The organism is Capnocytophaga gingivalis ATCC 33624, from assembly GCF_000174755.1.
GTDB classification, from domain to species: domain Bacteria; phylum Bacteroidota; class Bacteroidia; order Flavobacteriales; family Flavobacteriaceae; genus Capnocytophaga; species Capnocytophaga gingivalis.
This window is the reverse complement of the sequence record NZ_ACLQ01000016.1, coordinates 169,641-195,444: the sequence shown is the minus strand read 5'-3', so window position 1 is coordinate 195,444 and position 25,804 is coordinate 169,641. Positions and strand designations below refer to the sequence as shown.

Genomic DNA, 25,804 nt, shown 5'->3' with positions numbered 1-25,804 from the left:
AAGTATACAATCTGATAATCAAAAAATTAATCAAGAATAACCTCCAAAAGAGATAGATTCTCAAGTACAAAGAGAAGTTGGCTCAAAAACTTCAGAAAATGGAGTTTGAGACAGGCGAACTATACTATGAAGATACCTAAAATGCTATTCCCTCATCTCTTTTTTGTTCAAATATTGTTTTTATGGATTATATCTTCCAAAATTGAATAAAATATTAGAAAAACTTGAATATTTATACTCTATAAAATTTGCAGTATAAAAAAGAGGCTATCCTTTTCGGACAGCCTCATTCATTTTTATTTAAAGAGCTCCTTCGCATCGATGGCTTGTCGCTGTTTCTCGGTAGCATACTGCCATTGGTATTTGGTAAATCCAAAAAGTCCAGAGATGATATTGGAGGGGAAGGTAACAATAGCATCATTATAGTCGGTGATGGAGGCACTCAGATAGCGCCTACCCGCCGAGATCTGTTCTTCACAGTCTGAAAAAGCACGTTGCAACTGTATGAACTGGGTATTAGCCTTGAGTTCGGGATATTCTTCAGCACGTGCCATGAAATTCATCAGTACCTTTTTGCCCTGTTCGGGTTGCAGATAGGGATTTTGTTTCTCAGTAACAGTAGGGGAGCGCAATTCTGTAATCTGAGTAAGCGTTTCTTGCTCATACTGCATATACTGTTTGGTAGTTTCGATAAGATTCGGAATAAGCTCTGCTCGCTGGATAAAAAGAGAATCCAAGGAGGAGATGGCGTTCTGTATCTGGTTACGACGCGTAGAAAGCCTGTTGAAGGCCATCACTACATATAGGACTACGAGTACTCCTATACCACATAGAATGTAAGTTACCATAAAGAGTTTTGAGTTTTAAGTTGTCAGGAACAGACCTCTACTGATTGCTGAGTTTCAGTGTATCTATCATTTGTAATTGTTCGACAAGTTCTTCGTATACCTCGGTCACCAAGTTGAGATCTATCTTTTGGAAGAGCGCACCGATGGGGCTATCTACCGAGCTCAGTACATTTCCACGATTGGTAGCGATGACGATATTGTCGGTATTGATAGCGATATATACTTGTCCTTTGTAGCGCTCATTGAGCTTTTTGAGGCGCTCCATGAAAGCAGGAGTAAGTACATAGCGGGCAGTGACTTGGTCGTCGCAGTATACCTCGAACATCTTCTGAAATTCGGGGTCTTCCAAGCGAATGCGCTCGCCCCCTGTGTTGAGGTAAGCGGCTATATCATTATCATTGAGCGTGCCAAAGAAACTCTTGACAGGGTGGATTACAATAGGGTGCTCAAAGGTCTTGGGTGAGCGAGCCACAAAGTAATTCCCATAGAAAGCCACATCATCGGGTTGTTTTTCTTGGCGGATGGTAGGGCGATAAGTGAGAGTAAGGTTACAGGACTGGAAAGGGATGCCTTTGTAGCGCCCTATGATCTGGTCGCCGCCAGTAAGGTCATAGCGTTCTTGACGGAAAAGGAAAGAAGCCAAGAGATCCCCTATGCCTATATGTCCCTTTTCTATATATTGAAAATCAGGACTGATGTAGTGCACTATACGGCTAAAAATCTTTGTCTTGAGCTGGGTGTAATCCTCTGTGCCTGCCAATTTCTTTTTGGCATGTTGCATAGAAAGGAAACTGTATAAAAAGCCAAAAACAGCGAAGCCAATGATGAAATACAGTACACTTGTCTGAGAGGAGAAATTGATCACTCCTGTAAAGACTAAGATCATCATCACCACTACAAAAGCTATAGCGATGATCGTCTGCCCCTTGAACATACTTTGGTTGGTACTACGAGCCTTCTCCATAGAGGCGAGGGTAGGGGCTAATTCCTTCTGGGCGAAGGAGCGGAACTCTGAAACAGGTTTTAGGGTGATAGGATCCTTATCAACCTCACTTTTCTCAGCAGCCTTGTCAAATAGGGAGTTGGCCTGTGGCTTGTTATAGAGTTCGTACATTACTTCCTTGTAAGCTCCGTCATCGGCTCCTGTAAGTACGCGCTTGATCTCAGCCGAACCGGCACGGTAATGAACAGGGAGCAAGTAGTTCTTGTTCTTGATCGTCACCCCAAGGTAGGAGATAGGATCCATATTGATACGAGAGCGCTTGCCAAAAGGAATCACGGTGAGGTAGTCATCTGTCTCACTTGTGATACGGCATTCTTCTCCTTGGGCGATTAAGGAGAAGGCCTCTTCCACTTGTTCCCTGCGCTTGAAGATTTTCCATACTCGCACAACAGGGTAGCCTATGGTCAGAAGCAAGGCTAAGGGCAGTATGAATTTTACATAAGTAGGTACATTGGTAACCTGTTGGGAGAGGATAGGTAGGAGGTATTTCACGCCTAAGAAAATTCCTATAAGTACGAGTACCCCGACGATGATAAGGTTCCTCAAGGTAATACGCTTTTCTCTTCCTGCCTCATAGAGGACAGATGCTTTAGCTTCGGATAGGGTCATAATAAGTTTTGAGTTTTGAGTTTTGAGTTTTTGAGTTTTGAGTTATTCCAGAGATTCTTGTTTAGAACTTCTGAAATGTTGTATTTCTATTGAATTGTCTTCTTTTAGCTGAAAATATATTAGGAATCTTCCTTTTAAAATAGGTCTTACATACAAGTTTAGTTTTTCAATATATCTTCCCATGAAATAAGGGTTATTTGAGAGTTCTTGTAATAGGGATTTTATCTCCTCAATGATTTTATCTGAATATAACGGACTTCCATTATGGACTTCCCAATATTCAAGTGTTTCTAAAAGATTATCTTTTGCTTTGGGAGACCAAATTATTTCCATCCTTTCTTTCTTTTTTCTTCTATTTCTTTGAAAACATCTTCATTTTTTATTCCTAATCCCATTTTTAGTTGTTCTCTAGATATAGTAATCTCTTTAATGTCTTCTTCTGTAAGTAGATCATCTCCCATTTCATATGATCTTACTATATCCAACATTTGATGGTATTGGTCTATGGGCAATACAGCATATATAGTGTTTCCTTGTTTGTCTGTAAGGAAATGTGGTTCTGAGGGTGATAAAGTAGTGGTAGTCATAGTGCCTTAATTTAAGTTCTGTACATTTCTATCTAAATATGTCGCAAATGTACAAAAATAAAAACAAATGACAAATAACAAATAAAATACTTTTATAGAATCTGTCATTTGTCATTGGTCATTAGTCACTATTTTAGTATCCATCAATGGCTCTAATAACCATTTTATAGCGGTCATAGTCCGCCCCAGAGACCACTTTCACAGGAGTAACCCCTCTGAAATCTGATGGAGAGAAATACTTCATCAAGAGGAGATAGAAGGTTTTATTCTGTGTATCTTCATAGACATACATCTGTAGAGGTTGGTTGTTCTTGGAAGGTAGGTTCGCTAGCTCTTGGTAGTTGCCTTGTTCTAAAAGGCGGGAAAGCTCTTCCACGGTGGTGTGTCCAGAATCAAATTTCTTATGTCCTTTTTGTTTGATCTTGGTTTGGGTTTGCTTGTTGTAATAATCAGAAGCAAGGAATAAACTAATCCCTGCAAAGCCCATACCAATCCAAGCGATGACACGCCATATCCATAGCTCGCCCACAGGGATAAGGTCAGGCTTTATCATCAGTACCAAGCAAACCGCAAAGAGTAGCCCATAGGTGGATTTTTTTGCTACATCTGCTTTGAGGACAAATTGTTCTGGGTGAGCCTGAAAGTAGGCTGCCATGTTTTGTGGAATCTCAGTATTCATTATTTAAAGGTTTTATGTTATACAGAGCAAAGATATAATAATTTTAGCATTTATAAGCAAAAGAATCAATATTTGCGTGAGATGGGTAGATATCCGCTTATAAATAAGAAAAAAGCGAGTCACTCGCTTTTCATTAACCACTGCTGTACCAGCTCCCTGCGGCGTTCGGCCACAGGAATATGTTCGCCTGTGGTCAGTTCTAAAATGCCTTCTTTGTAATACTTTCGCACGTAACGAGCATTGACCAAATAGGATTGGTGGCAGCGTATAAACTGTGAGGCGGGCAAAAGCGCTTCGTATACTTTGAGTACCTTGCTGATTAGGATTGTCTCCCCACTTTCGAGGCAGAATGTTGTATAGCCCTTATCGCTCTGTAAATAGAGAATACTGGCTAAGGGAATCAGTTCTATCCCCTCGGCAGTCCTTATAGAGAGCCGCTCAAATCCCTGTTGCTGGGCGTGATAGTTCTGGGCATACGCCCATACGAATGCTGCCCACTGCTCCTTACACACCCCAGAGAATCCGAGGGCAGTGTACTGAGGAATTGGTCTATCTTTTTAGTTATTTCTTCTAAAGAGGGCTTAGTCATTAGGGAGTAATTACTTGTCATTAGCTAAGTCCTGTAATGATTCCATCATCATCAATATCCATACCCTCGGCTGCAGGGACACTTGGAAGGCCAGGCATACGAACAGTGTCTCCTAAGATAGGGATGATAAAGCCAGCGCCTGAGGCAAACTCGAACTCACGGACAGTTACCTCGAAGTCGGTCGGGCGTGCCAGTTTCTTTTCGTCATCGCTGAGCGACTTAGGGGTCTTGACCATACAGATAGGGAGCTTATCGAACCCTAATTTGTTGATCTGCTTGAGTTGGCTTAGGGCTGTTGTGCTATAGTTTACCCCTTTAGCTCCATAGATGCGAGTGGCTACCGTTTTTATTTTTTCCTCTACCGAAGCGGCATGGTCGTATAGAGGAGTGAAATGGCTTTCCCCGCTCTCGGCTATGGCTACCACCGCACGGGCAAGCTCTTGGGTGCCTGCGCCTCCTTCGCTAAAGCCACGGCTGACAATGGCCTCTACCCCTCGCTCCTTGCAGAAGGCTTGGATATAGGCAATTTCCTCCTGGCTGTCATGCGGGAAGTGGTTGATGGCCACTACCGCCTTCAGACCAAAGCACTGTACGTTTTCTATATGTTTTTCTAAGTTGGCAATACCTTTCTTCACTCGTTCTAAGGAAGGAGTGTTGTACTCTTCCTTAGTAGCTCCTCCATGGTGGCGTAGAGCGCGTATGGTAGCGACAATAACTACCGCATTGGGGGCGAGTCCAGCTGATACACACTTGATATTGAGAAACTTCTCGGCGCCGAGGTCAGCCCCGAAACCTGCTTCGGTAACTACATATTCGCCTAAGGAAAGCCCCATTTTGGTAGCTACTACCGTATTGGTACCTTGGGCGATACTGGCAAAAGGTCCTCCATGGAGGATGGCAGGGTTGTTCTCAAGGGTTTGTACCAGATTGGGTTTGATAGCTTCCTTGAGCAGCAATGCCATAGCACCTACGACCTTAAGATCACGTGCAAAAACAGGAGTGCCATCATATTTTTTCCCTACGTAGATATTGCCTAAGCGGCGCTTGAGGTCGGAAAAGTTCTCCGCTAAGCAGAGAATAGCCATGATTTCGGAAGCAGGGGTAATATTGAACCCATCTTCGCGAGGAATCCCATGAGTAGTGCCTCCTAAGCCTACGATAATGTGGCGTAGGGCACGGTCGTTCATATCCATCACACGCTTCCAGACTACTGTACGTGGATCTATACCTAAGGAGTGTGTTTTGCTCTGTATATTATTGTCTATGACAGCCGCCAAGAGGTTATTGGCGCGCTCGATAGCGGCAAAATCGCCCGTGAAGTGTAGGTTAATATCCTCCATAGGCACTACTTGGGAGTAACCACCCCCAGCGGCACCCCCCTTGATACCGAATACAGGGCCTAAGGAAGGTTCCCGAAGTACAGCGATGGCCTTTTTGCCGATTTTGTTGAGCCCCTCGGTAAGACCGATGCTCACAGTAGTCTTGCCTTCTCCGGCGGGAGTAGGGGTAATGGCAGTAACCAAGATGAGCTTGTTTTGGGCAATCTTCTTAGGGTCTATCAAGGACAAAGGCAGCTTGGCCTTGTATTTTCCATAAGGGTCAAGGTCATCTTCTGTGATGTTTAATTTTTTAGCTATCTCTCTGATAGGTAGCATTTTGGCTTGTTGCGCTATGGCAAGGTCGGTTGGGAAACTCATTTTGTTTGGATTGAAAGGACAAAAATACAAAATTTAATAACAAATGACAAAAGACTAATAACAAATTTCGGTGCTTAGTCATCAGTTTTTGATTTTCGGTTATTAGAGACTAATGAGAGAAAACTGATGACTAATTTTGCTATTTTTTATAGTTATTCGTTAAAAGGATTTATCTCCGAAAGAGTAGGTTAGTTTGGGGCTAATGTCTAAAAGTCAGCCAGATATAATCAAAAAGATACTTTCTGTCATTATGCTTTCCTCGGTGTTTCTTTTTCTTAGCCAAATTCAGTACATATCTATCAGACGTATCAGGATTGAAATAGAAAGCACCTTTTTTATCAGTACGAACGGTAACACTTTTATCTACTGAAAAGTCAAAGGTAACATTCTCTTCCTTTAGGCCACGTTTTTTATAGAAAGCCTTGTACTTCTGCCCTTCCTTTTCAGCAGGAACTATTCCCAACCGGAAGAAAGACTTATCCCCCATAATAATTGTCTCTTTAAGCGGATGCGTACTCACATAAGCAACGGATTGGTATCTCAATCGCATTCGTTTGTACACCTTAGCGACTAGATGGTTGATGCTGAGTGTATAGACACCCTCTTCTTCTACCTTGAAATTCGCATAATAATATAATTCGGCCTGCTTCTTCTCTAGAGTGACCACCTTTCCTGAAGGAGATATTAGTAAAAGCGAAAGCGTATTCAAATCCGAATACCACCTTTCAGTAGGTGTAGGTTTGTTCGTTTCATTAGGTTCACCAAAAAATACCCGTACTTCATGCCAATCACCTACCTTTGCCTCTGTATTGGTCTCAATCCAAATAGCGTGTGCATTAGATGGCACTGTTAATAACCAAAACAGTGCAGTCCACAAATATTTCATATTAAAAATTCTCATCATTACTTATCTTATATCTAAAACTTGGATAACCTCCTTTTAATCTTTCATTTACATAATCATAGAACTGAATTTTTACAAACTTACCTTCAGCTGTTTTTAGGAGGTAAACTTCATTCCGGTTTTTATACTTTCCTCCACTTATATAAGTTACATATAGCGAAGCTTCTTGTGAAAAACTACCTTCTTTCTTGGTTTCAACATTCTTAATGATGTCCCAGCCGTTTAGGGTTCCTATTGCATCCTCTTTGTAGCCAGAGGGCGAGGCGTAAACCACCTTATTCCAATCCGTTTTTTTAGTGTTAATAGCTCCTCCTTTTCCCTTTCCCGATGTGCCACTATTGGTCTTTATATACCAACGTTGAAAAGCAATGTCCCAGCTAAGGTCTGTTTCTGGAGAACTCACCTCTACCACAGCACCTTTTTCGAATGAGTAATATACCCATTTCTGATACGATGTTGCATTTAACATTTTTACATCTTTCGTGACTGATAAGATTGTTTCCTCTCCCTTTTCTTTCTCACAGGCAGTCAAGCTCAATCCACCTACCACTGATAAAATAAATACTTTATAATTCATACTTTGTTATTTTTCGGCAAAGGTACAAATTATTTTTAGATTGAACTAAAATAAATTTATTATTTTTAAATATAGCTGTTTTATCTATTCAATATTATATTTGTTTAGTAATATATCTATTTGATTGTTAGGTTTCTATGTCTCAGCGTAATCCGTTTGAAATTTTTTCTTTACTAAATAATTTAGGTTTATCATTCCTTTTTCAACAAATTTAGAAAGTGGGGAAAATTCTATGCTTTTGTGTGCTGCATATCAGGCTGAAAATTAACCTTTTTACCGTTTAAAAAAGATTTCTAACAATTAATGTAAAAAATACATCTAACCATTTGGTTAATCCAAATATTTCCATAGGGGTCTATATCATCTTCGGAGATATTTAACTTTTTCGCTATCTCTCTAATAGGTAGCATGTGGGCTTGTTGCGCAATGGCAAGGTCAGTAGGGAAAGTCATTTTATGTGTATTGAAAAAACAAATATACAAAATAAAATTGATAATTATTAATGGTTAATTGTTAATTTCAAAAAGCAATGGATAGGGAAGTGAAAAGAAAAACTCTCTTTTTGAAATAAGTAAAATGATTACTATATCTAACCCATTGTAAAACGAAAATGAATAGAGACTTTATTCTCCCAACTATGCGATCAATTTATGATAAAACGTAATCATATAAAATAAATTTAAGCTCTTAAAATACTAATATTCAGTGGGGTAAAATCTCCAACATAGAATAAGATATTATATAGAGAAACACATAATCTAATAATCTAAAAGCCTCAATCATTGGAAAAGCACAATGGGTGTTTTTAATATCTTACACTTAGCCTTGACAATATTACCCGATACTTCACCTGAGTACGGGTCTTCTTTAAGTCCATACTTGATTTTTGTAAGGTCCTGTAGGACTACTATCATAATGGCAATAACTTCTTCATCGATTTCTTTTGGTAGTTTTGTGTAGATAAATTTTACTATTTCGTCTTTTGTTTCTTTGTGTCTGAAGAATATCTGACGCATAGCAGAGATTGTGAATCCCCTCAAGATATCGACTTGTTCAGATTGATAATGTACTTTTAGAATATTAATTGTTTCTGTGTCGCCTAACCAGCCACAAACAACTATGGCTTTGTATCTCACTTCCTGATCTTCATTTTTAAGGAAAGGGATAATTGAGGGTAAATACTTCCTGTCATGTGTCAGTCCTATGATGTGAATGATGTTGGATCTAATAAGGTTATCAGTTTCACTGTCTAATTTTTTTAATAAGAAAGATAGCCCTTCGTCTCCTCTTTTTAAAAATCCATTACCTAAGATTCTTTTCAAATCACTATTGTCACACTCATTAAAATAAGCAAAATGACGCTCCATTCCTATCTCAGAATGATCTGCTAATAAGATATTCAGAAAATCATTATGCACTTTAAAACTGTCAGTTTCTAAGGCTTTATTATAAACAGATAAAAATTCTTCGTGATTCATAATCATATCAATACTATTTTTTAATTTTAGGCTTGTTTGCTAGATCGTATTGGTGATATTGGTCACCACATATTTTATGTCTTGCTCTATGAGCATCTTTTGGCTGTGTCTTCATATTATCCGCAACATCAGTTTCAGTTTTACCTTCTTTCGTACTTTTGTTCCATATATTATATGCAAAAGAGTTTTGCAGAGGTCCTAATATAAAAATCCTATTTCTATCCAAGAGTCCAAAAAACTCCAAAAATCTATGCCTAGCTTAGGACGATTATTTGTCCACCAGACAAGTGACTTAGGGTTTGCAGCATTTTCTGTATTAATACAAAGGAAACCACCACCACCATTATGAAAAACATAGTAGGTTTTTGACAATTCTACAGACTGTAATATCTCCTGAGGAAGTCCCCATTCTGATTCATCTAGAAACTGTATTTTCTCTATGGGAAGTAGTCCTAATCCACCGCTAATACTTTCAAACCAACCATTGTGGATATGCATATAGAACTCACGCAGTTTTTCAGGAAGAATAGCAATTTTAGTATCTGAACTCGGATAGTTACCCACGTATACAATATAATCATCATCAATAACAAACAGATAAACCATCTTTACTTGGTTATAATGTGATATGACAAATATATCATCAAGATACTCTTCAAATATCGCCATCGTCTTAGGAAGAAGGAAGTTAAAAGACTTCCAATAATTCAGCATGAGCTCTTTACGTATTTTTTTACTATCTTCCTTTAGGATAAAGTGCCAGTCCTTAGGGACAGATATATAATCACAAGCTGATAAAATCCTTGCCTCATATAATCCATTAGATTCTAAGATATTCTTAATGTCCATCTTCTAAAAAGTTATTAATTTGTTCCTGTAATTTCTTATCTTGGCTCCTCTGATTTCTTAGTCATTGTTTTTCTAAAATTATCATTTACCTTTATTCTATTTTTTTATATTTGTTCTAGTCTTCATATGACAATTTGCTTTCTAGTTTTCATTGTCCTCAATCTTCAGATTATAGACCTAGACAAAGAAATATTCTTTGCACCGCGATTAAATACCTCTATTCGTTTGTCGCGTGGAATTCGCTCCAGTATCTTCGCTAGCTTGGTAATCTGATTTATTCTTTCTTCCTTACCCATATTTTTTAATCTGATAAATCTATAAATTTACCAACAGCTTGTCCTATTATGTCTATATACGACTTTACATCTACTACTTGCAGATTTTTGCTGGATGCTTTGCCTCCCAATGCCAAGGCTGGGACATAGCCATAGCACTGACCATATTGCAAAGTAGGTAACTCTCCCTTAATATTTAAATAAGGTCGGGAGTCAAAATATTCCTTGTCTATAATAGCCGTTTCATCTCCTAAAGTAAAGTTTAAAAGAAAATCCATATCACCTAAGATTTCGCTTGTACACTTTCTTATATTTATAAACAAGATTCTATTTCCCTCATCAGATGAAATCGTCCAATTATCATTACCTTCCCATATTAACAAATCTCCTAAAGCCGTAACAACAAATACGATAGAAGGTTCTAACAACTTATCAATGTAATCGAATACAAATTCGTACTCATCAGGATCAACAAACTGTATAAAACCATCTTCATAAATACCATAGCCCATATTTTGCCAGATGGTTAATAGTTCTTCAGGAAGTACGCCTTTATATTTATTGATTGTATTAATAGAAACATTGCTATACTTGGTATAGTTATTTTTATTTCTTTCTTCAAATGTTAATCGTGCCATAATCTTATCTTTTTATTATTCAGAACTTAAAACAAATCTACAACCATCATTGCATTGTCAGGGATCTCTACTATTACCTGTTGTGCATTCTGATTTTAAAAAATAAAAGTTGTTCGTTGGATTGAAAAATTGTATATTTTATGGAATTTCAAATAATTAATATAACAAATAACTTGGAACAAAGTTACAAAAAAATCTTGAAGTATTATCAAAATTCTTTTGGAAATAAACTTTAAAATTATCAAAGGAGGACACCTAAGATATATGATTTATAAGTAGTTAGTTTAGGCCTAACCGTTATTCTTCTTTTACCTTGCTATTCTTTAGGATATGACAATACAGAAAACTATTCGCTAATTAGTAAAAAAAATCATTAACCATTTGGTTAATCCAAATATTTAATGTACCTTTGCCCCCGAAATCAAACAACAATGAGTAACACTAAAGACACATCCACTGAAGATCGCATCAAAGCGGCGGCTCGCAAGGTCTTTCACCAGAAGGGCTATGCAGGCACTCGCACCCGTGATATTGCCGAGGAAGCAGGTATCAATCACGCGATGCTCAACTATTATTTCCGTAGCAAGGAAAAGCTATTTGGCATTGTGATGATGGAAACAATGGGACAATTCTTTAAAGGTGTAGGTGTTATCCTCAATGATGAAAGTACCTCTTTAGAGGAGAAAATAGAGCAAGTAGTGGCTAACTATATCGATTTGCTCTTGGAAGAACCTGACCTGCCAACCTTTATACTGAATGAGGTGCGTCCTAACCCGCAATTCTTTGTAGAGCAAAGTCCTATAAGAGAAGTACTTACTAACTCGGCGCTCACCCGTCAATATGCTGAAGCTGTAGCCCGTGGCGAAATCAGCGAGCCTAACTTAATGCACGCTATTCTCAATGTCATTGGGTTGGTGATATTCCCTTTTGTTGCCAAGCCTATATTAAGTGCAATTACCAACCTACCCGAGGAACAGTATAAAGCCCTAATGCTCGAGCGAAAAACCCTTATCCCACAATGGATCAAAGGGATGTTGTTCCTCCCCAATCCCTCATAAGAGCAGGGCGTGAGGTAAAGCCCTCATAATAGAGGAGCCTATTTTGTTCTCAAAAGAATAGTTTATATTTTTTTACCCATATATTAACCATTTGGTTAAATTAAATGATTAAACTCTATTGTTAACCATTAATCATTAAAAAAATGCGATTATTTGTTTTATTCTTATTCCTTCCTGTAGTAGTCTTTGCTCAAGAGAGACTTACCTTGGAGCGTTGTTATGAGTTAGCCCGTGAGCACTACCCAACAGTACAGCAGTTGGACTTGATAGCCAAGAGTAAGGACTATACTTTGGCCAATGCCAACAAGGCTTACTTGCCACAAGTGAGTCTCTCAGCACAGGCTACTTACCAGTCCGAGACAATTGATTTTGCCCAGTCTATCGGGCGGTTACCACTACCTATAGCACTACCAGAGGTAAGCAAAGACCAATATAAAGTGGTAGGAGAGGTGAGCCAACTCCTCTATAATGGAGGAGCTACTCGTGCACAAAAAGAGCTTGCCAAAGCACAAAGTGCCGTACAAGCTCAGGCAGTGGAGACCCAGCTCTATGCCCTGAAGCAACGGGTGAGCAATCTCTATTTTGGGGTATTGCTTATAGAGGCACAACTGGCTCAAAACCAGTTGAACGCCGAAACCTTACAGTCACAATTGGAAAAAGCACAGGTGGCACTCAAGCACGGAACCACTCTGCCGAGCAATGTAGCGGAGCTCAAAGCGGAACTCTTACGCCTTGCGATGCAACGTACGGAATATGAAGCCACAAAAGGGATGTATCTGAAAATGCTTAGCACTTTTATAGGGAAAAACTTGCCTGAGGATACAGCCTTGCAACGCCCCGAGCCAAGGGTACTTAGCCGTAGCAATCACCGTCCTGAGCTCAGAGGCTTTGACCTGCGGCAGACAGTGTTAGATGCCCAAGAGCGACTACTTACCTCGGAGTACCTGCCTAAAATAGGACTTTTCTTTCAGGGAGCTTATGGTCGCCCTACACTGAACATCATCAAGAACGAGTTCGACTGGTATTATATAGCAGGGGTACGCTTGCAGTGGAATCTCAGTCCGCTCTATAGCCTCTCGAATAAGAAGCAGCTCCTACGCCTACAAGGGGAATCACTCTTGGCTGATCGCAAAGCATTCCTGATGAGCACTGAGCTCGATCTTATCCAGCAGGATACCCAGCTGAGCAAGCTCCAGCGCCTGATGGAGCAGGACAAAGAGAGCGCTAACCTACGCCACTCGGTAGCCAAAGCAGCCGAAGTACAATTGGACAATGGGGTGATTACTACCCACGAATACCTGCAGAAGGTCAATGCTTGGCACCTGGCACAGCAAACACTCCTATTGCATGAGATACAGCTGCTACAAGCCCAAGAACAACAACAATTAATCATAGGAAAATGAAAAAGATAACACTCATCACCGCCCTTGCAGCCCTTATCGCCTGCAACCATAAGAACAACTTCGATGCTTCAGGCAACTTTACTGCTGATGAAGTGATTGTTTCCGCCCAGCAAGCAGGACAACTCATCGCCTACGAGGTAGAAGAAGGCAAGACCCTCACCGAAGGACAAAAGGTGGGGCAAATCAATGTAGAAGTCCTCAAGCTCCAAAAAGAGCAGGTCGAGGCTACCATTTCTTCCCTCAAAGAGAAGACCCTAAACCCTGCCGACCAAGTAGCGCTCATCCGTAGCCAATACGAAGTACAGAAAGCACAACTCGAACAGCAGGAGCGTGAGCTTACCCGTGTGCGACAACTCGTGGCGGGAGGCGCTGCTACCCAAAAGCAATTGGACGACCTGACCGCCATAGTAGAGCAGCTCCACAAACAGCTTGCCGTTACCCAAAACCAACTAAGGGTAAGCCTTACTAATATCAATACGCAAAATCGTAATGTCATGAGCCAAGAAGCCCCCCTGCAGAAGAATGCCGAGGCGGTACAAGTGCAAATCAACCAAGGGGAGATTATTAACCCCATAGCGGGAACGGTGCTTGTCAATTACGCCCTCAAAGGGGAAATGCAGACTTTCGGCAAGCCATTGTATAAAATTGCCAATATGGAGACTCTTACTCTCAAAGCCTATATAACGGGGGATCAACTGCCCCAAATCAAGTTAGGACAGCAAGTTACCGTCCGTACCGATGCAGGAGAGGGAGCGCAACGCACTTATGGGGGGGGAATCACCTATATAGCCAGCAAGGCCGAGTTCACCCCCAAGACTATACAGACCAAATCCGAACGCGCCAATCTCGTCTATGCTATCAAAGTAAAGGTAAAAAACGATGGTTATTTAAAGATAGGAATGTATGGGGAAGTGGTGTTTTGAGTGAAGAGTGACTATTTTCAACATCTTTCCTTATTAGCTTTAGGTATATTCCTTTACACATATGAAATATGTATGGAAAAAAGAAATTGTATAGGAGAGGGTAGGGAGAAAAACAAAAAATTCGTATCTTTGTCATTAAGTAATAGCACAGAAGACAAAAGAGTAATTGAAAACATTGTTTTGAATTCGATCGCTTGTTCTATATGAGTAAAACAGCAAAATATGAAAAGTTATTATATATCTATTGTTCTCTTCTTTGTCTCTCTATGTGGGATAGCACAAACTGTAGACAGTATTAGGAATATACAAGAATTTGACAAGTTCGAAAAATATACCCACTTAGCAAAAGACAGTCTTGCCATCCAAAATATCGTAGCGCATCAGAAGTTTTTCCATTCTTCGCGACACTTTACCATAGAAAAAGGAGAGAAGGGAGAAGCTGAAGCTACACATAGACTTTTGATGTGGTCACTCTCGTCGGTATTATCTCAGAATAAAATATTGGTTCGCAACCCACAAGTACATTATTGTCTGACCAATCTTTATGTGTATACCAATACGGAACTTTTTTTCGATCACATCATTAACCTATATGTATTATCTTCGTTCTCATCAGCCAATAAGTCATTAATGAAGTTTGTACACTCTCTAAAGGATAAAGATTATATAGCATTCGACCCCATAATGAAAATGTCGCATGTTTGTTATATGTTTTGGCACGAAGAAAAACTCATAATGGTACTTGTTCCCTGTCGTGTAATCTCCTTTGCCAAAGATGTAAACGATAAGATTGTAGAAGTGGCAAAAGAAGCGTTGGAACGTTATTATAAGTAAGTATTTTTGTCATTAGGACATAAATGAAGGTAGGTAATAGATTCAAAAACAATGATGAAAAAACGTCTTTTATACCTAAGTATTGCGTTTTTATCCGCAGCCATACTCGCACTCGTTATAGTAGCAATGCGCTTACTATATACCAATTGTTGCGACTCAACTTTTGGGATAATCCTATCCAAAGTGGTTTTCATGGGAGCTTACCTCTTTTTTCCTTTATTTTTTATCTATCTGGTAATTGTAGAAATAAATATTAACTTTATGTACCAACACAGCCTTAGAAAGAGATTACACAAGCGCACAACCAGCTTCACCCTATCGCTCATCACCTTAGCACTCGTGCTCCTGAGCCTTCTCGCCCGCCTCTTTCTCTAAGATTAGTAACACAAAAATTGAATTAGTAACAATTATAAAGAAAATATGATACGTAATTATTTTTACCTTGTAGTGGGAGTGCTTTGCTTACTCTCTGCCGTTACTCACGAGATGAACGGCTTTGCAGCTGTTTTCCCTGCCTTATCAAACACCAACATCGATGCTGAAAGTAGGGTAACATTCAATTATCTTTGGCATATCATAGCCACCGAAAACATAGTAATGGGTATTGCTTTAGTGTTAATGGCACTGCGCAAAAACGACAACGCAGGCAAGTATATTGCTCAGTTTGTAATGGCTTTATTAGCAGTACGTTGGGCAAGTATTGCATTTAGTACTCTAACAAGCGATGGAGGTAACCTTACCAAAATACTTCCTGAAAGTATTATAATGTGGCTACTTATATTCCTATTGTGGTTAGGAGCAAGAAAAAAAGAGAAAAAATAAAAGGAAAATCAGTGTCCATTTGCCTTTGAAAAGAGGTTAATCACCACCACCCCAGCGATGATAAGCAGGGAACCTAATACAAAAGGCAAGTCTATTTTGTTCTTAAAAACAAGAATACTTATGATAGCTGTCAGTACAATCCCTACCCCCGACCAGATAGCGTAGGCTACCCCCAACGGAATATTCTTGAGGGCTAAGGATAAAAAATAAAAACAAACACCATAAGACAATAGTGAGCCTACCGCAAACAACCATTTGGTAAACCCTTCCGATTTACCTAAAAGAGCAGTGGCTAAGACCTCTAAAACAATCGCTAAAGTAAGGTATAGGTAATGCATATAAGTATAGTATCTAATTCCGTGGCAAAAATATAACAATTTTACTGAAAATGAAATTAAAACTCATAGAACACATAAAGCTCACTAAAGAGCTCGTAGACCGAGAACACTTTTTCTCTGTGGGCTATTGCGAAGCAATCGAAACCCATTTGATGAAAGTACTTGTAAGTTGGGCAGCAGGCTATGAACGCTATTACCGGATAAGTGCCGACGATTACGCTTTGTTCGAAGAAGATCGTCCTGCATTCTACGAATTGTACAAAAACGAGCTTGGTGAGGATAACGAATGCTTTACTCAGAAGTTTATGGGGGCGCAAGCTCTACGCGATTATGACGGTCGTAAGAACTTTCAGATGTGTTACCCCTCAAAGGAAATGAACCCTTTTGGGCATTATGCCTATTGCAACGGAGTACTATATGCTCAAATCCTTTGGGACAAAGGCACTGTATATGTACCCCCTTATCAGAAAGTAAAAAACCTTAACGGTGATTGGGATTATCCCTTGCGAAAAGATTGTTATATAGAAAAAGACCCCGAAGGCAAAGACCTCTGCTTTTGCCTTGATATAGAAAACGGAAAGTAACCTCATAATTAGTAAAATATGTTTGATATAGAAGAATGTAGAATAACCCTCCTTACAGAGTATACATACGAAGTAGCCTACTTAGGAGGGTGTATGTTGTTAAGATATGAAACAGAGCCTCCACACGGAGATGAGGTTTGCTCTGTATATTTCCCTGAGTCAAACAACGAATTGCCCTATTGGTGCTACCTGAGAAATATCAAGCAAATAAGTGTTGATAAATCGACCAAAAGTTTCTTTATATCAATAGAAGCCGTGAAACCTCATCAATGGTCAGGCGTTGTAACCCTAATTATTGATCCGAAACATAGTAGATTTGCTTCTTTAGATGACTGGTATCCTTCTGTCAAAGCAGAAGAAAATAAGATTTATTTTTATAATAGTTACACAGGAAAAGAATATATTTTAGATGATTTCCAACTGCTTAAATGGCAATCATTTTAAGAAAATAACATATTGATGAATCGACAAATCAAAAAATGACAAACATAAATATACATAACAAACACTTTGGCAAAGTAAGCGCTATCTTATTTTTACTCGCTTTTATTCTATTAACTAATATAGAGTATGCCCCTCAATATTTCAATAAGGCTTTTAAGTTAAGTAATACGATAGTGGTAGTGATAACAATACTATTCTTGCCAATATGTTATTTTACCTATAAAAAACGACTCATTTGGGGATATAGGTGTATTCTTTGGGGTATATTATTCAGTTTTTCCTCTATGTTATTTATGCACTTTGAAGATTCTTTACTCGAAAAATACGAAAGAGGTGAAATATCATTGTTAGATAAAAATGCCTCAATAAGTATAGGAGAGCCCATTTTGTTAGGGATTGTATTTATCTTTTTCCTAATCTATGGAGCTATATATGATATAATAATAGCAAAGAAAAACAAATAAAATAATTTTGCTGGTGCTTTTCTTGTAGCTCGTGCCTACCAAGAAAAGAGTTTGTATCTCATTGGCAAAATCGATAAATTGACAAATCAGAAAAATGAATAATATTACCCAGCAATTGGGCTAGCTGTACTAAAATACTTCCTGAAAGTATTATAATGTAGGTACTTATACTTCTATTGTGGTTAGGTACAAGAAGAAAAGAGAAAAATAAAACCTTTATACTATGATTTACATTGAACAATTTCAAACCCTTACTTCTATTCCCGAAAAACTCAACAGTGGGGATAAACTTATGACTCTTACCGATGAAGGACTCTCGGTAAAGAACACAAAAACAGGTAAAGAATACTTTATCAAAGGGGATGTGCTCCATTACGAAGAATCTCTAAATCACACCTACCTATGGTGTGCCTTATACAATGAGAATGAGACTTTTACTCTTATGGCTATTGATGAAAATGGCAAAACTATAGCCTCATTGGAGATGGAAGACCCTTTTGGTGCAGCGAGTTTATGGCTTACCCATCTGCCTAAAGAAAATGAAGTAACTATTTCCTTATTAGATGGTGCAGGTTGGTCAGAAAGTTACTATATTGCTTTAGAAGGTAATCAACTGAAAATCTATCAAAAACTGCCTGATAGCTACATATATATGTTTCCTCTTGGCAATCGTTCCCTTCTTACTAACTTTGATGACAGACTGATGTTAGCTTCCTATCCCGATTTTGAGATACTAAAAGAAAAACAACTCTCTGATACTGACGGTGAGGGTATACTTAATATATGGCAAGTAGACGAGCATTTTGGTATTTTCTCCAGTACACAAGGAATATGGTATGCCTTTAGTTTAGATACCCTTGAGATTATTAGTGAATGCGTGATAAAAGGTTATGAGCCTATTATAGAGGGAGAATACTATTACTCACACATTGCAGCTCTTATTCCAACACCTGATAAGTTCCTTTTCGAGCATTGGAGTTACCAAGATAAAAAAGAAGAAAGCCAATGGTTTGCTGTGGATAAAGCCTATTTATCTGCCCTTATCCAAAAATACCTAAACTAATATACCCCAGCTGGTGGTGCTAGTTTGTAGCTCGTGACACCCTATGGCAACCTACACGAACACAATGTCGTATCGTATATGGCAACAAAAAGTATTAAGTTATAAGCCCTTAAACTGATGAATACCACAAAAAACAAACACCCTGGAAAAGACTTAAAAGACCAAGGGATATCCCCTGAAAAATTACTAAAAATAGCGCTGGTAGTGCTAATGATAGTACCACTTGGCTATTTTTTGTATATCACATTGGAGGAGTTTTCCCCTATTTTTAGTAGGGATACAGAGGAAATTATCCACTTCTTTTTCCCTATGATAGGGCTGATGGTGCTATTTGTACTATTTTTTACAATGAGACTCAAAAATCGTACCCTTTACAATCCATATGCAGAAGGAGAGTTACCTACTGTCATTAGGATCAAAGGCGTAAACAATAAAGTTTTTCAGTGTGTGTCTTTTGTTTGTTATGTGTGCTTTAATGTGTGGATATTACGGCAGATTACCATGGGGAAACCTTTGTTAATTGCTATTTTAATAGTTGGTATAGTTCTTTTTGTTTATAGTTTTATAAAGAATTACCCAAATACCCTCTATACTTTAGAGATACGGAATGAGTCCATTTACTTTTTTTATAAGGGAACACTCAAGCAGACAATCCCTTTAAAAGGCATTCATCATATATATTTTTCTTTCGTCAACGAAGGAATAGCTACGAGGGTATACCCTCAAATAAAGGTGTACACCTCCAAGAAAGAGTGCGTTTTACATATGAAATTGAGTCGTGACAATTATTATTTACTAAAGACTTTCTTTTCTCAGAAGCATATCAAACTTATAGACGATTATATCCTTGAAAAATGACAAGTATCACTATACATAATCTCAGCAAGTCCTACGGCGATACTCACGCCGTGCAACACCTTTCCTTAGAAGTCAAAAAAGGCGAGCTCTTTGGGCTCATCGGTCCTGATGGGGCGGGCAAAACCACCGTCTTTCGTATGCTCACCACCCTCCTCTTGCCTGATGAGGGCACTGCAAGCATCGAGGGCTGGGATATCGTTAAGGATTATAAGGAAATCCGTAAGCACGTGGGCTATATGCCTGGGCGTTTCTCTCTGTACCAAGATCTCACTGTCGAAGAGAACCTCTCCTTCTTCGCTACTGTTTTTAGTACGACTATTTCTGAGAATTACGACCTTATCAAGGATATTTACGAGCAAATAAAGCCGTTTAGCAACCGTCGCGTAGGCAAGCTCTCAGGGGGTATGAAGCAGAAGTTAGCCCTTTGTTGCGCCCTCATTCACAAGCCCAAAGTCCTTTTGTTAGACGAGCCCACCACGGGGGTAGATGTGGTTTCGCGCAAAGAATTCTGGGAGATGCTGAAGAAACTGAAGGAGCAAGACATCAGCATACTGGTTTCCACCCCTTATATGGACGAAGCCAGCCTATGCGACCGCATAGCCTTAATACAATCAGGCAAGGTGCTATCCACCAGCACCCCCAAGCAAATCATCGCCCAATACCCCACCGCACTCTATGCTGTTAAGGATCCCAATCTGTACGCACTGCTCCAGCACCTGCGCGAAGACCCCCACATTGATAGCTGTTACCCCTTTGGCGAGTACCTACACCTTACTCTCAATGAAAATACTGACATTCCCATATTCGAGCAACAGCTGAAAACCACCTTTCCCCACCTCGATTGGCAGCCCATCACCCCCACCATCGAGGACAGTTTTATCCGCCTAATGGAGGAAAAAGAGAAGATATAAATTCTGAACCAAAACTTTAGCAAAGTTGAAATTAAAAAAGATAAACAATGAGCAAAATATGGAAAAATATTGTTGCTGAAACACAAGAAGAGGTAAAAGCAACCTTTAGTGAAGTATATGCTTCCTTAGATTTTGGAGCTTATATAGCCCCACAAGATTATTTTGTGTCTTATATTTTCGAGACAGAAGAAGCTTTAAATAAAGCAAAAGAGATAGGATTATTACAAAAAATAAGCAATTATCACAAACAATTACTACGCAATAAGGAATACCCGGAAGAAGGTATAAAAGACTGTACTTTCGCCTCTCAAGAAGATTGTGATAAAGAATATAACGGAAATTGGTATTATTATTACAAATAAAAAGCATTCCTTCAATCGCTATCAATCCCCTTTGTAAGTTGTCCCCTTCGGGGGGAACGGGAGCTAATTTGATAATTTTCACATTTGCTAATTTGCTAATTTAATAAGATGAACGCAATCCACTGTCATAACCTCACAAAGCAATTCGGCGATTTCAAAGCTGTGAACAATATTTCCCTTACCGTTGAAAAAGGCGAAATCTTCGGTTTCCTCGGTGCCAATGGTGCGGGGAAAACCACTGCTATACGTATCTTCTGCGGACTCTCCTACCCTACTTCGGGCGAGGCTACTGTAGCAGGCTTCGATCTCTATCGAGAGCAAGAGCAGATAAAAAAGCACATCGGCTATATGAGTCAGAAGTTTTCGCTCTACGACAACCTCACCGTACAGGAAAACATCACCTTTTACGGAGGCGTCTATGGCTTGAGTCGCAAGGAAATCAAAACCCGCAGTACCGACCTTATCACCAAGCTTGGCTTGGAGGCAGAAGCCAACAAACTCGTAGGGTCGCTACCGCTGGGCTGGAAGCAGAAGCTCGCTTTCTCGGTAGCTATCTTCCACCATCCCGAAATTGTCTTCCTTGATGAGCCTACTGGTGGTGTAGACCCGATAACACGCCGTCAGTTTTGGGATATGATATACGAAGCCTCCGCGCAGGGCATTACCGTATTCGTCACCACCCACTATATGGACGAAGCCGAATATTGCCACCGCATCAGCATAATGGTTGACGGCAAAGTGGAAGCAATGGATACGCCCACCAACCTTAAAAACCAATATCACACCCACTCAATGGACGAAGTGTTCTACCAACTCGCCCGCAAAGCAAAACGTAGTGAATAACCCCTGTAGGGGCGAATGGCAATTCGCCCTTAATAGAATGGCAATTTGCCCATCATTAGATATGAAACAGTTAATAGCCTTTATACGCAAGGAATTCTATCACGTATTCCGCGACCGTCGCACGCTACTGATACTCTTTGGTATCCCCATAGCGCAGATTATCCTTTTCGGTCAAGCCCTCAGCAGCGAGGTCAAGAACATCGGTATCGCTGTATTAGATGAGGCAAACAATACCTATAGCCAACAAATCACGCACCGCTTGCAGGCGAGTCCGTATTTTAAGCTGAAAGAGCCTCTGCTTCGTTACGACCAAGTAGAAGACCAATTCAAGCGTGGTACTATAAAAGCTGCGCTCATCTTCCCTCCCAATTTCGGAAAAGACCTCTACACACCCAGTGGTACCTCACTACAACTCATCACCGATGGCAGCGACCCCAATACGGCTAAAACGGTGCAAAACTACTTCTCGGCTATGGTAGCGAGCTATCAGCAAGAGCTGAACCCTGCTGTGCAACTACCCTACCAGATAACCGTTGAAAACCGAATGCTGTACAACGAGGAGCAAAATGGCTCTATGAACTTCGTTCCTGGGGTGATTGCGCTCGTCTTTATGATAGTGAGTACTGCCCTCACCTCAGTAGCCGTAGTGCGCGAAAAAGAGTTAGGCACTATGGAAATCCTTTTAGTATCCCCTTTCAATCCCCTAAAAATACTGATAGCTAAAGCCGTCCCCTACCTTATTCTCTCGCTCATCAACTTCACCGTGATACTCCTGCTATCGGTCTATATGCTCGATGTCCCGATACGTGGCAATCTGCTGTTGCTCTACGCCGAGAGTACTTTGTTTATCATCATCTGTTTGTCGTTGGGGCTACTCATATCCACCGTTACTGCTTCACAACAAACGGCTATGCTCATCGCTATGATGGGAATGATGCTCCCTACGGCTTTCTTTACCGGCTTTATGTTCCCCATAGAGAATATGCCTCTTATCTTTCAAGGAATATCCAAAGTCTTCCCCTCAAGTTACTACTACGCTATCGTGAAGAAAGTAATGCTCAAAGGATTGGATTTCACTTACGTATGGAAAGAAACGCTGATATTAATAGCAATGGCGGTAATTTTCTTAAGCCTTGCAATGAAGAAGTTTAAAGTTCGTTTAGAGTAGAAGATCGTATGTAGTGGCGAATGGCAATTCGCCCACAACAGATTATTGACAAATTAATACAATGAAAACCTTATCATTTATACTACAAAAAGAATTTAAGCAGATATTCCGAGATAAGACCATCTTGGCAATGATGCTTGTAGCACCTATGATGCAGCTGATTATATTGCCTTTGGTAGCCAATTTTGATGTGAAGAACATCAACCTCGTTTATATCGACCACGACCAGAGTCCATACTCGCACGAGCTCATACAGAAGATTACTGCGTCAGGGTACTTTAAGCTCGTAGACGCTCCTTTCTCTTACAAAGAAGGCATCGCCCTGATAGAAGACGGTAAAGCCGATGTAGTTTTGGAAGTCCCCGAAGGTTTTGAGCGCAATCTCGTACGCGAAGGAAAGCAGACACTCGGTCTCTCTATCGATGCCATCAACGGGAGCAAGTCGTCCTTAGGGGGAGTCTATTTGCTTTCAGTGATACGCGACTTCAACACCCAGCTCGATATAAATGTGAAAACACCCCAACGGATAGGCAATGTAGCCAAATTCAGTGTGGCGAGCTCCCATTGGTACAACCCACAAATGGAGTACAGATATTACATAGTCCCAGGCATTTTAGCCATATTACTCACCATTATTGGGGGCTTTCTTTCAGCACTCAATGTAGTCAAAGAAAAGGAGATAGGCACTATCGAGCAGATAAATGTAACGCCTATTAAGAAGTGGCAGTTTATATTGGGCAAGCTCATACCCTTTTTGGTAGTAGGGTTAATCCTCTTCACCTTGGGGCTCACCGTGATGTATATAGTATACGGCATCTTCCCCGCAGGCAGTTTGTTCACCTTGTATGCCTTTGCGATAATGTACCTCATCGCGATTCTCGGCTTCGGACTACTGGTCTCCACTTATGCTAATTCGCAGTTGCAAGCTATGTTTATCGCCTATTTCTTTATAATGATATTCCTACTGATGAGCGGTTTCCTCACCAGCGTAGACAGTATGCCCGCTTGGAGTCGGCAGGTAAGTAATGCCATTCCGGTAACCCACTTTGTCAGTGCAATGCGACTTATTGTGCTCAAAGGCAGTAGTTTTGCACAGCTCAGTACTGAGTTCTTATATTTAGTAGGCTTTGCCGTATTGCTCAATAGTTGGGCGATTTGGAACTATAAGAAGACAAATTAATTAGCTGATTTGTTCATTGACTCATTAGCACACCTTTTTGTATACGTAGCACAAAGAGAGGTGTTTATTGTAATGTTTTTAGTGTATTCGCCCCTATGTTATACGCGTAAAGGGCAGAAGGTATAAAAGTGAATTGCAGCTCGTCCAAAGTTTTAGTACCTATGGTATCCTTAGTAGTTATGAGGGCAGCTGTTAGCTCATTGGCTTTGCAAAAACTTATTAGGCTGATTAAGTCCTGTGGCATTTGGTAATACCTATTGCTCCATTTTATTTCTACTGCCCACTTGGGTTTAAAGCGTTTGTCGTCAATCAGTACCAAATCTACTTCACCCTCGCCACGTCCTTCTTTCCAACGGGCGTAAGTCAGATGCAGTTGCTCGCGGTGTAGCCATTGGGCTAAGATAGCTGTTTCTACCATATTTCCCATTTCCTCATCATCGTCCTTGATAGGCGAGAACAATGCCGTACGCAGCGAAGGATTGGTAAGGTACACTTTAAAGCTGGTAATTCTCTTTAGTTTTTTAGCGTTGATGTCTACTTTGTTTAGCACTTTTATGAGGAAAGCAGCCTCTAAATATTCTAAGTATTTCTTTAACATCTCTTTATTGATACCACTTTCTTTAGCCATCTTCTCGTACGAAAATTCATTACCTGTATTATAGGCAATGTAGCTAAAAAAGCGGTTCAATTCCTGCACATCTTTAATACCGTATAGGCTAGGTAGGTCGCGCAACAGCACCTTGTCTACTATATCATTTTTGATGTATCTGCCCATATCCTGCTGTATTTTCTCAGAAAAAACTACTTCGGGATAGCCTCCAAAATTTAGGTATTGCAGAAATTCGCTATTCAGTTCCTTGAGGAAGGTACTTACCCAATAAGGTTTTTCCTTGCCTGCAAAGATGATACTTTGCTTTTGCATAAGGTGATTTTTGCCTTTTAGGTGAATAAATTCCTGAAAAGTAAGTGGTGGCAACATAAAGTCGGTGAACCTGCCTGCACCACTTTCGGTACTATGCCATTTGAGAGCAGCCGCAGCAGAGCCTGAAACTATAAATTTGGTATTGGGGTATCTGTCTACCAGTACTTTAAGATGTCGCTCCCAATCTTTTAGGTACTGAATTTCATCAAAGAATATATAAGTGTCTTTTAAAGAAGTATTGCCTATAGCCTGCAGATATATATCCAATATATCTTGTAGCCCTAAATTGATGTAGATAGGGTTGTCCACGCCAATAAATCCTATTTTTTGAGCAGGTACACCTTCACTAATAAGGCGGGCTATGGTGTGGTACATCATTACAGTTTTACCTACACGGCGTGGCCCCATAAGAACTACGGCACGACGTATATCGCGGTCGGCTACATAAGGGTAGAACTGATCAAAGTACAATCGGCGAGGCATAAGGGCATAAGTGGTCGGTATTTCGTTACTCGTCCACCAAGGATTTTCATATTGTAGTCGCTCAATAATCTTTTCGGTAGGGATAAGTCCTGAATGTTTCATAAGATTCTATTTTGGCGACAAAGGTACTAAAAAAACCGAAATGTAAAAATAAGCATATAAAAAGAAGTTTATTATTACATTTTGGTAAAAATAAATATTTTTTCTCACATTTGAAGGTTTATTTTTACGGGGTTATCTGTAACAAACTCGTAATTTCCTTGGCAAGATTGTGACAGTAGTACATCACAAATACTATGTAGGATACAAAAAAGAGGTACTAATAGAACTTACAATGTTTCAAAAACTTTTACTTCTGAATGGATTTCAGTATTGTATATCGTACAAAATATTGTATCTTTGTGCCTGTAT

Annotated in this window: 29 protein-coding genes; 15 read left to right on the top strand and 14 right to left on the bottom strand. The window is 39.8% G+C overall.

Annotation, left to right across the window (positions count from 1 at the left end; all coding sequences use genetic code 11):
- Positions 1-296: 296 nt before the first annotated feature.
- The 12 genes from CAPGI0001_RS05620 to CAPGI0001_RS05560 form a co-directional block, all read right to left on the bottom strand.
- The gene (locus tag CAPGI0001_RS05620) at positions 297-848 is read right to left on the bottom strand and encodes a LemA family protein (protein ID WP_002667569.1); all 552 of its coding nucleotides are present in this window, start codon (positions 846-848) and stop codon (positions 297-299) included.
- A 37-nt stretch (positions 849-885) separates the two neighbouring features.
- Complete coding sequence (locus CAPGI0001_RS05615) at positions 886-2,460, bottom strand: DUF3137 domain-containing protein (protein ID WP_002667485.1); 1,575 nt, start codon at positions 2,458-2,460, stop codon at positions 886-888.
- 42 nt (positions 2,461-2,502) lie between these two features.
- Positions 2,503-2,793 (bottom strand): type II toxin-antitoxin system RelE/ParE family toxin, encoded by a 291-nt coding sequence (locus CAPGI0001_RS05610; RefSeq protein ID WP_002667317.1) that lies wholly within the window; start codon positions 2,791-2,793, stop codon positions 2,503-2,505.
- On the bottom strand, positions 2,784-3,047 hold the full coding sequence (locus CAPGI0001_RS05605) for a hypothetical protein (RefSeq protein ID WP_002667544.1): 264 nt from the start codon (positions 3,045-3,047) through the stop codon (positions 2,784-2,786). The genes CAPGI0001_RS05610 and CAPGI0001_RS05605 overlap by 10 nt, the downstream gene beginning before the upstream one ends.
- A 133-nt stretch (positions 3,048-3,180) precedes the next feature.
- Complete coding sequence (locus CAPGI0001_RS05600) at positions 3,181-3,726, bottom strand: hypothetical protein (protein ID WP_002667287.1); 546 nt, start codon at positions 3,724-3,726, stop codon at positions 3,181-3,183.
- 119 nt (positions 3,727-3,845) lie between these two features.
- On the bottom strand, positions 3,846-4,238 hold the full coding sequence (locus tag CAPGI0001_RS05595; protein ID WP_002667502.1) for a LytR/AlgR family response regulator transcription factor: 393 nt from the start codon (positions 4,236-4,238) through the stop codon (positions 3,846-3,848).
- 97 nt (positions 4,239-4,335) lie between these two features.
- Complete coding sequence (locus CAPGI0001_RS05590; protein WP_002667547.1) at positions 4,336-6,012, bottom strand: formate--tetrahydrofolate ligase; 1,677 nt, start codon at positions 6,010-6,012, stop codon at positions 4,336-4,338.
- 199 nt (positions 6,013-6,211) lie between these two features.
- A complete protein-coding gene (locus tag CAPGI0001_RS05585) occupies positions 6,212-6,898 on the bottom strand; it encodes a hypothetical protein (RefSeq protein ID WP_232781209.1) in 687 nt (228 codons plus the stop codon).
- Position 6,899: 1 nt separating this feature from the next.
- Positions 6,900-7,493, bottom strand: coding sequence for an HmuY family protein (locus CAPGI0001_RS05580; RefSeq protein ID WP_002667495.1), 594 nt, complete (start codon positions 7,491-7,493; stop codon positions 6,900-6,902).
- Between the two features lie 779 nt (positions 7,494-8,272).
- On the bottom strand, positions 8,273-8,971 hold the full coding sequence (locus CAPGI0001_RS05575) for a HEAT repeat domain-containing protein (RefSeq protein WP_040359772.1): 699 nt from the start codon (positions 8,969-8,971) through the stop codon (positions 8,273-8,275).
- A 198-nt stretch (positions 8,972-9,169) separates the two neighbouring features.
- Complete coding sequence (locus CAPGI0001_RS05565; protein WP_002667553.1) at positions 9,170-9,820, bottom strand: SMI1/KNR4 family protein; 651 nt, start codon at positions 9,818-9,820, stop codon at positions 9,170-9,172.
- Between the two features lie 301 nt (positions 9,821-10,121).
- Entirely contained in the window at positions 10,122-10,733 is a 612-nt protein-coding gene (locus CAPGI0001_RS05560; RefSeq protein WP_002667377.1) for a GAD-like domain-containing protein, read from the bottom strand.
- A gap of 431 nt (positions 10,734-11,164) precedes the next feature.
- Between CAPGI0001_RS05560 and CAPGI0001_RS05555 the strand changes: the two genes are divergently transcribed.
- The 5 genes from CAPGI0001_RS05555 (at position 11,165) to CAPGI0001_RS05530 (ending at position 15,773) form a co-directional block, all read left to right on the top strand.
- Positions 11,165-11,791 (top strand): TetR/AcrR family transcriptional regulator, encoded by a 627-nt coding sequence (locus CAPGI0001_RS05555; RefSeq protein ID WP_040359740.1) that lies wholly within the window; start codon positions 11,165-11,167, stop codon positions 11,789-11,791.
- Between the two features lie 143 nt (positions 11,792-11,934).
- Positions 11,935-13,194 (top strand): TolC family protein, encoded by a 1,260-nt coding sequence (locus CAPGI0001_RS05550; RefSeq protein WP_002667291.1) that lies wholly within the window; start codon positions 11,935-11,937, stop codon positions 13,192-13,194.
- Positions 13,191-14,117 carry an HlyD family secretion protein gene (locus CAPGI0001_RS05545; RefSeq protein ID WP_002667520.1) on the top strand — a complete coding sequence of 309 codons (927 nt, stop codon included), beginning with the start codon at positions 13,191-13,193 and terminating at the stop codon, positions 14,115-14,117. Before CAPGI0001_RS05550 ends, CAPGI0001_RS05545 begins: the two co-directional genes overlap by 4 nt.
- A 222-nt stretch (positions 14,118-14,339) precedes the next feature.
- Entirely contained in the window at positions 14,340-14,951 is a 612-nt protein-coding gene (locus CAPGI0001_RS05540; RefSeq protein ID WP_002667279.1) for a hypothetical protein, read from the top strand.
- A gap of 420 nt (positions 14,952-15,371) precedes the next feature.
- The gene (locus CAPGI0001_RS05530; RefSeq protein WP_002667342.1) at positions 15,372-15,773 is read left to right on the top strand and encodes a hypothetical protein; all 402 of its coding nucleotides are present in this window, start codon (positions 15,372-15,374) and stop codon (positions 15,771-15,773) included.
- A gap of 8 nt (positions 15,774-15,781) precedes the next feature.
- Here CAPGI0001_RS05530 and CAPGI0001_RS05525 read toward each other — a convergent pair whose 3' ends face one another.
- Complete coding sequence (locus tag CAPGI0001_RS05525) at positions 15,782-16,111, bottom strand: DMT family transporter (protein ID WP_002667509.1); 330 nt, start codon at positions 16,109-16,111, stop codon at positions 15,782-15,784.
- Between the two features lie 50 nt (positions 16,112-16,161).
- Here CAPGI0001_RS05525 and CAPGI0001_RS05520 point away from each other — a divergent pair, with 50 nt between their 5' ends.
- The 10 genes from CAPGI0001_RS05520 (at position 16,162) to CAPGI0001_RS05475 (ending at position 23,988) form a co-directional block, all read left to right on the top strand.
- Entirely contained in the window at positions 16,162-16,695 is a 534-nt protein-coding gene (locus tag CAPGI0001_RS05520) for a hypothetical protein (protein WP_002667555.1), read from the top strand.
- 18 nt (positions 16,696-16,713) lie between these two features.
- Positions 16,714-17,139 carry a hypothetical protein gene (locus CAPGI0001_RS05515; RefSeq protein WP_002667515.1) on the top strand — a complete coding sequence of 142 codons (426 nt, stop codon included), beginning with the start codon at positions 16,714-16,716 and terminating at the stop codon, positions 17,137-17,139.
- Positions 17,140-17,174: 35 nt separating this feature from the next.
- Positions 17,175-17,603, top strand: coding sequence for a hypothetical protein (locus CAPGI0001_RS05510; protein WP_002667315.1), 429 nt, complete (start codon positions 17,175-17,177; stop codon positions 17,601-17,603).
- 223 nt (positions 17,604-17,826) lie between these two features.
- The gene (locus CAPGI0001_RS05505; RefSeq protein ID WP_002667524.1) at positions 17,827-18,666 is read left to right on the top strand and encodes a hypothetical protein; all 840 of its coding nucleotides are present in this window, start codon (positions 17,827-17,829) and stop codon (positions 18,664-18,666) included.
- Positions 18,667-18,783: 117 nt separating this feature from the next.
- Entirely contained in the window at positions 18,784-19,524 is a 741-nt protein-coding gene (locus CAPGI0001_RS05500; protein WP_002667259.1) for a hypothetical protein, read from the top strand.
- Positions 19,521-20,435 carry an ABC transporter ATP-binding protein gene (locus CAPGI0001_RS05495; protein WP_002667528.1) on the top strand — a complete coding sequence of 305 codons (915 nt, stop codon included), beginning with the start codon at positions 19,521-19,523 and terminating at the stop codon, positions 20,433-20,435. Before CAPGI0001_RS05500 ends, CAPGI0001_RS05495 begins: the two co-directional genes overlap by 4 nt.
- Before the next feature lie 47 nt (positions 20,436-20,482).
- Positions 20,483-20,797, top strand: a complete 315-nt coding sequence (locus CAPGI0001_RS05490; RefSeq protein WP_002667455.1) for a hypothetical protein — start codon at positions 20,483-20,485, stop codon at positions 20,795-20,797.
- Positions 20,798-20,905: 108 nt separating this feature from the next.
- On the top strand, positions 20,906-21,640 hold the full coding sequence (locus CAPGI0001_RS05485) for an ABC transporter ATP-binding protein (protein WP_002667355.1): 735 nt from the start codon (positions 20,906-20,908) through the stop codon (positions 21,638-21,640).
- Positions 21,641-21,677: 37 nt separating this feature from the next.
- On the top strand, positions 21,678-22,808 hold the full coding sequence (locus CAPGI0001_RS05480; protein ID WP_040359735.1) for an ABC transporter permease: 1,131 nt from the start codon (positions 21,678-21,680) through the stop codon (positions 22,806-22,808).
- Between the two features lie 61 nt (positions 22,809-22,869).
- Positions 22,870-23,988 carry an ABC transporter permease gene (locus CAPGI0001_RS05475; protein ID WP_002667356.1) on the top strand — a complete coding sequence of 373 codons (1,119 nt, stop codon included), beginning with the start codon at positions 22,870-22,872 and terminating at the stop codon, positions 23,986-23,988.
- A 64-nt stretch (positions 23,989-24,052) separates the two neighbouring features.
- Here CAPGI0001_RS05475 and CAPGI0001_RS05470 read toward each other — a convergent pair whose 3' ends face one another.
- A complete protein-coding gene (locus CAPGI0001_RS05470) occupies positions 24,053-25,495 on the bottom strand; it encodes an ATP-binding protein (RefSeq protein WP_002667539.1) in 1,443 nt (480 codons plus the stop codon).
- Positions 25,496-25,804 lie beyond the last annotated feature (309 nt).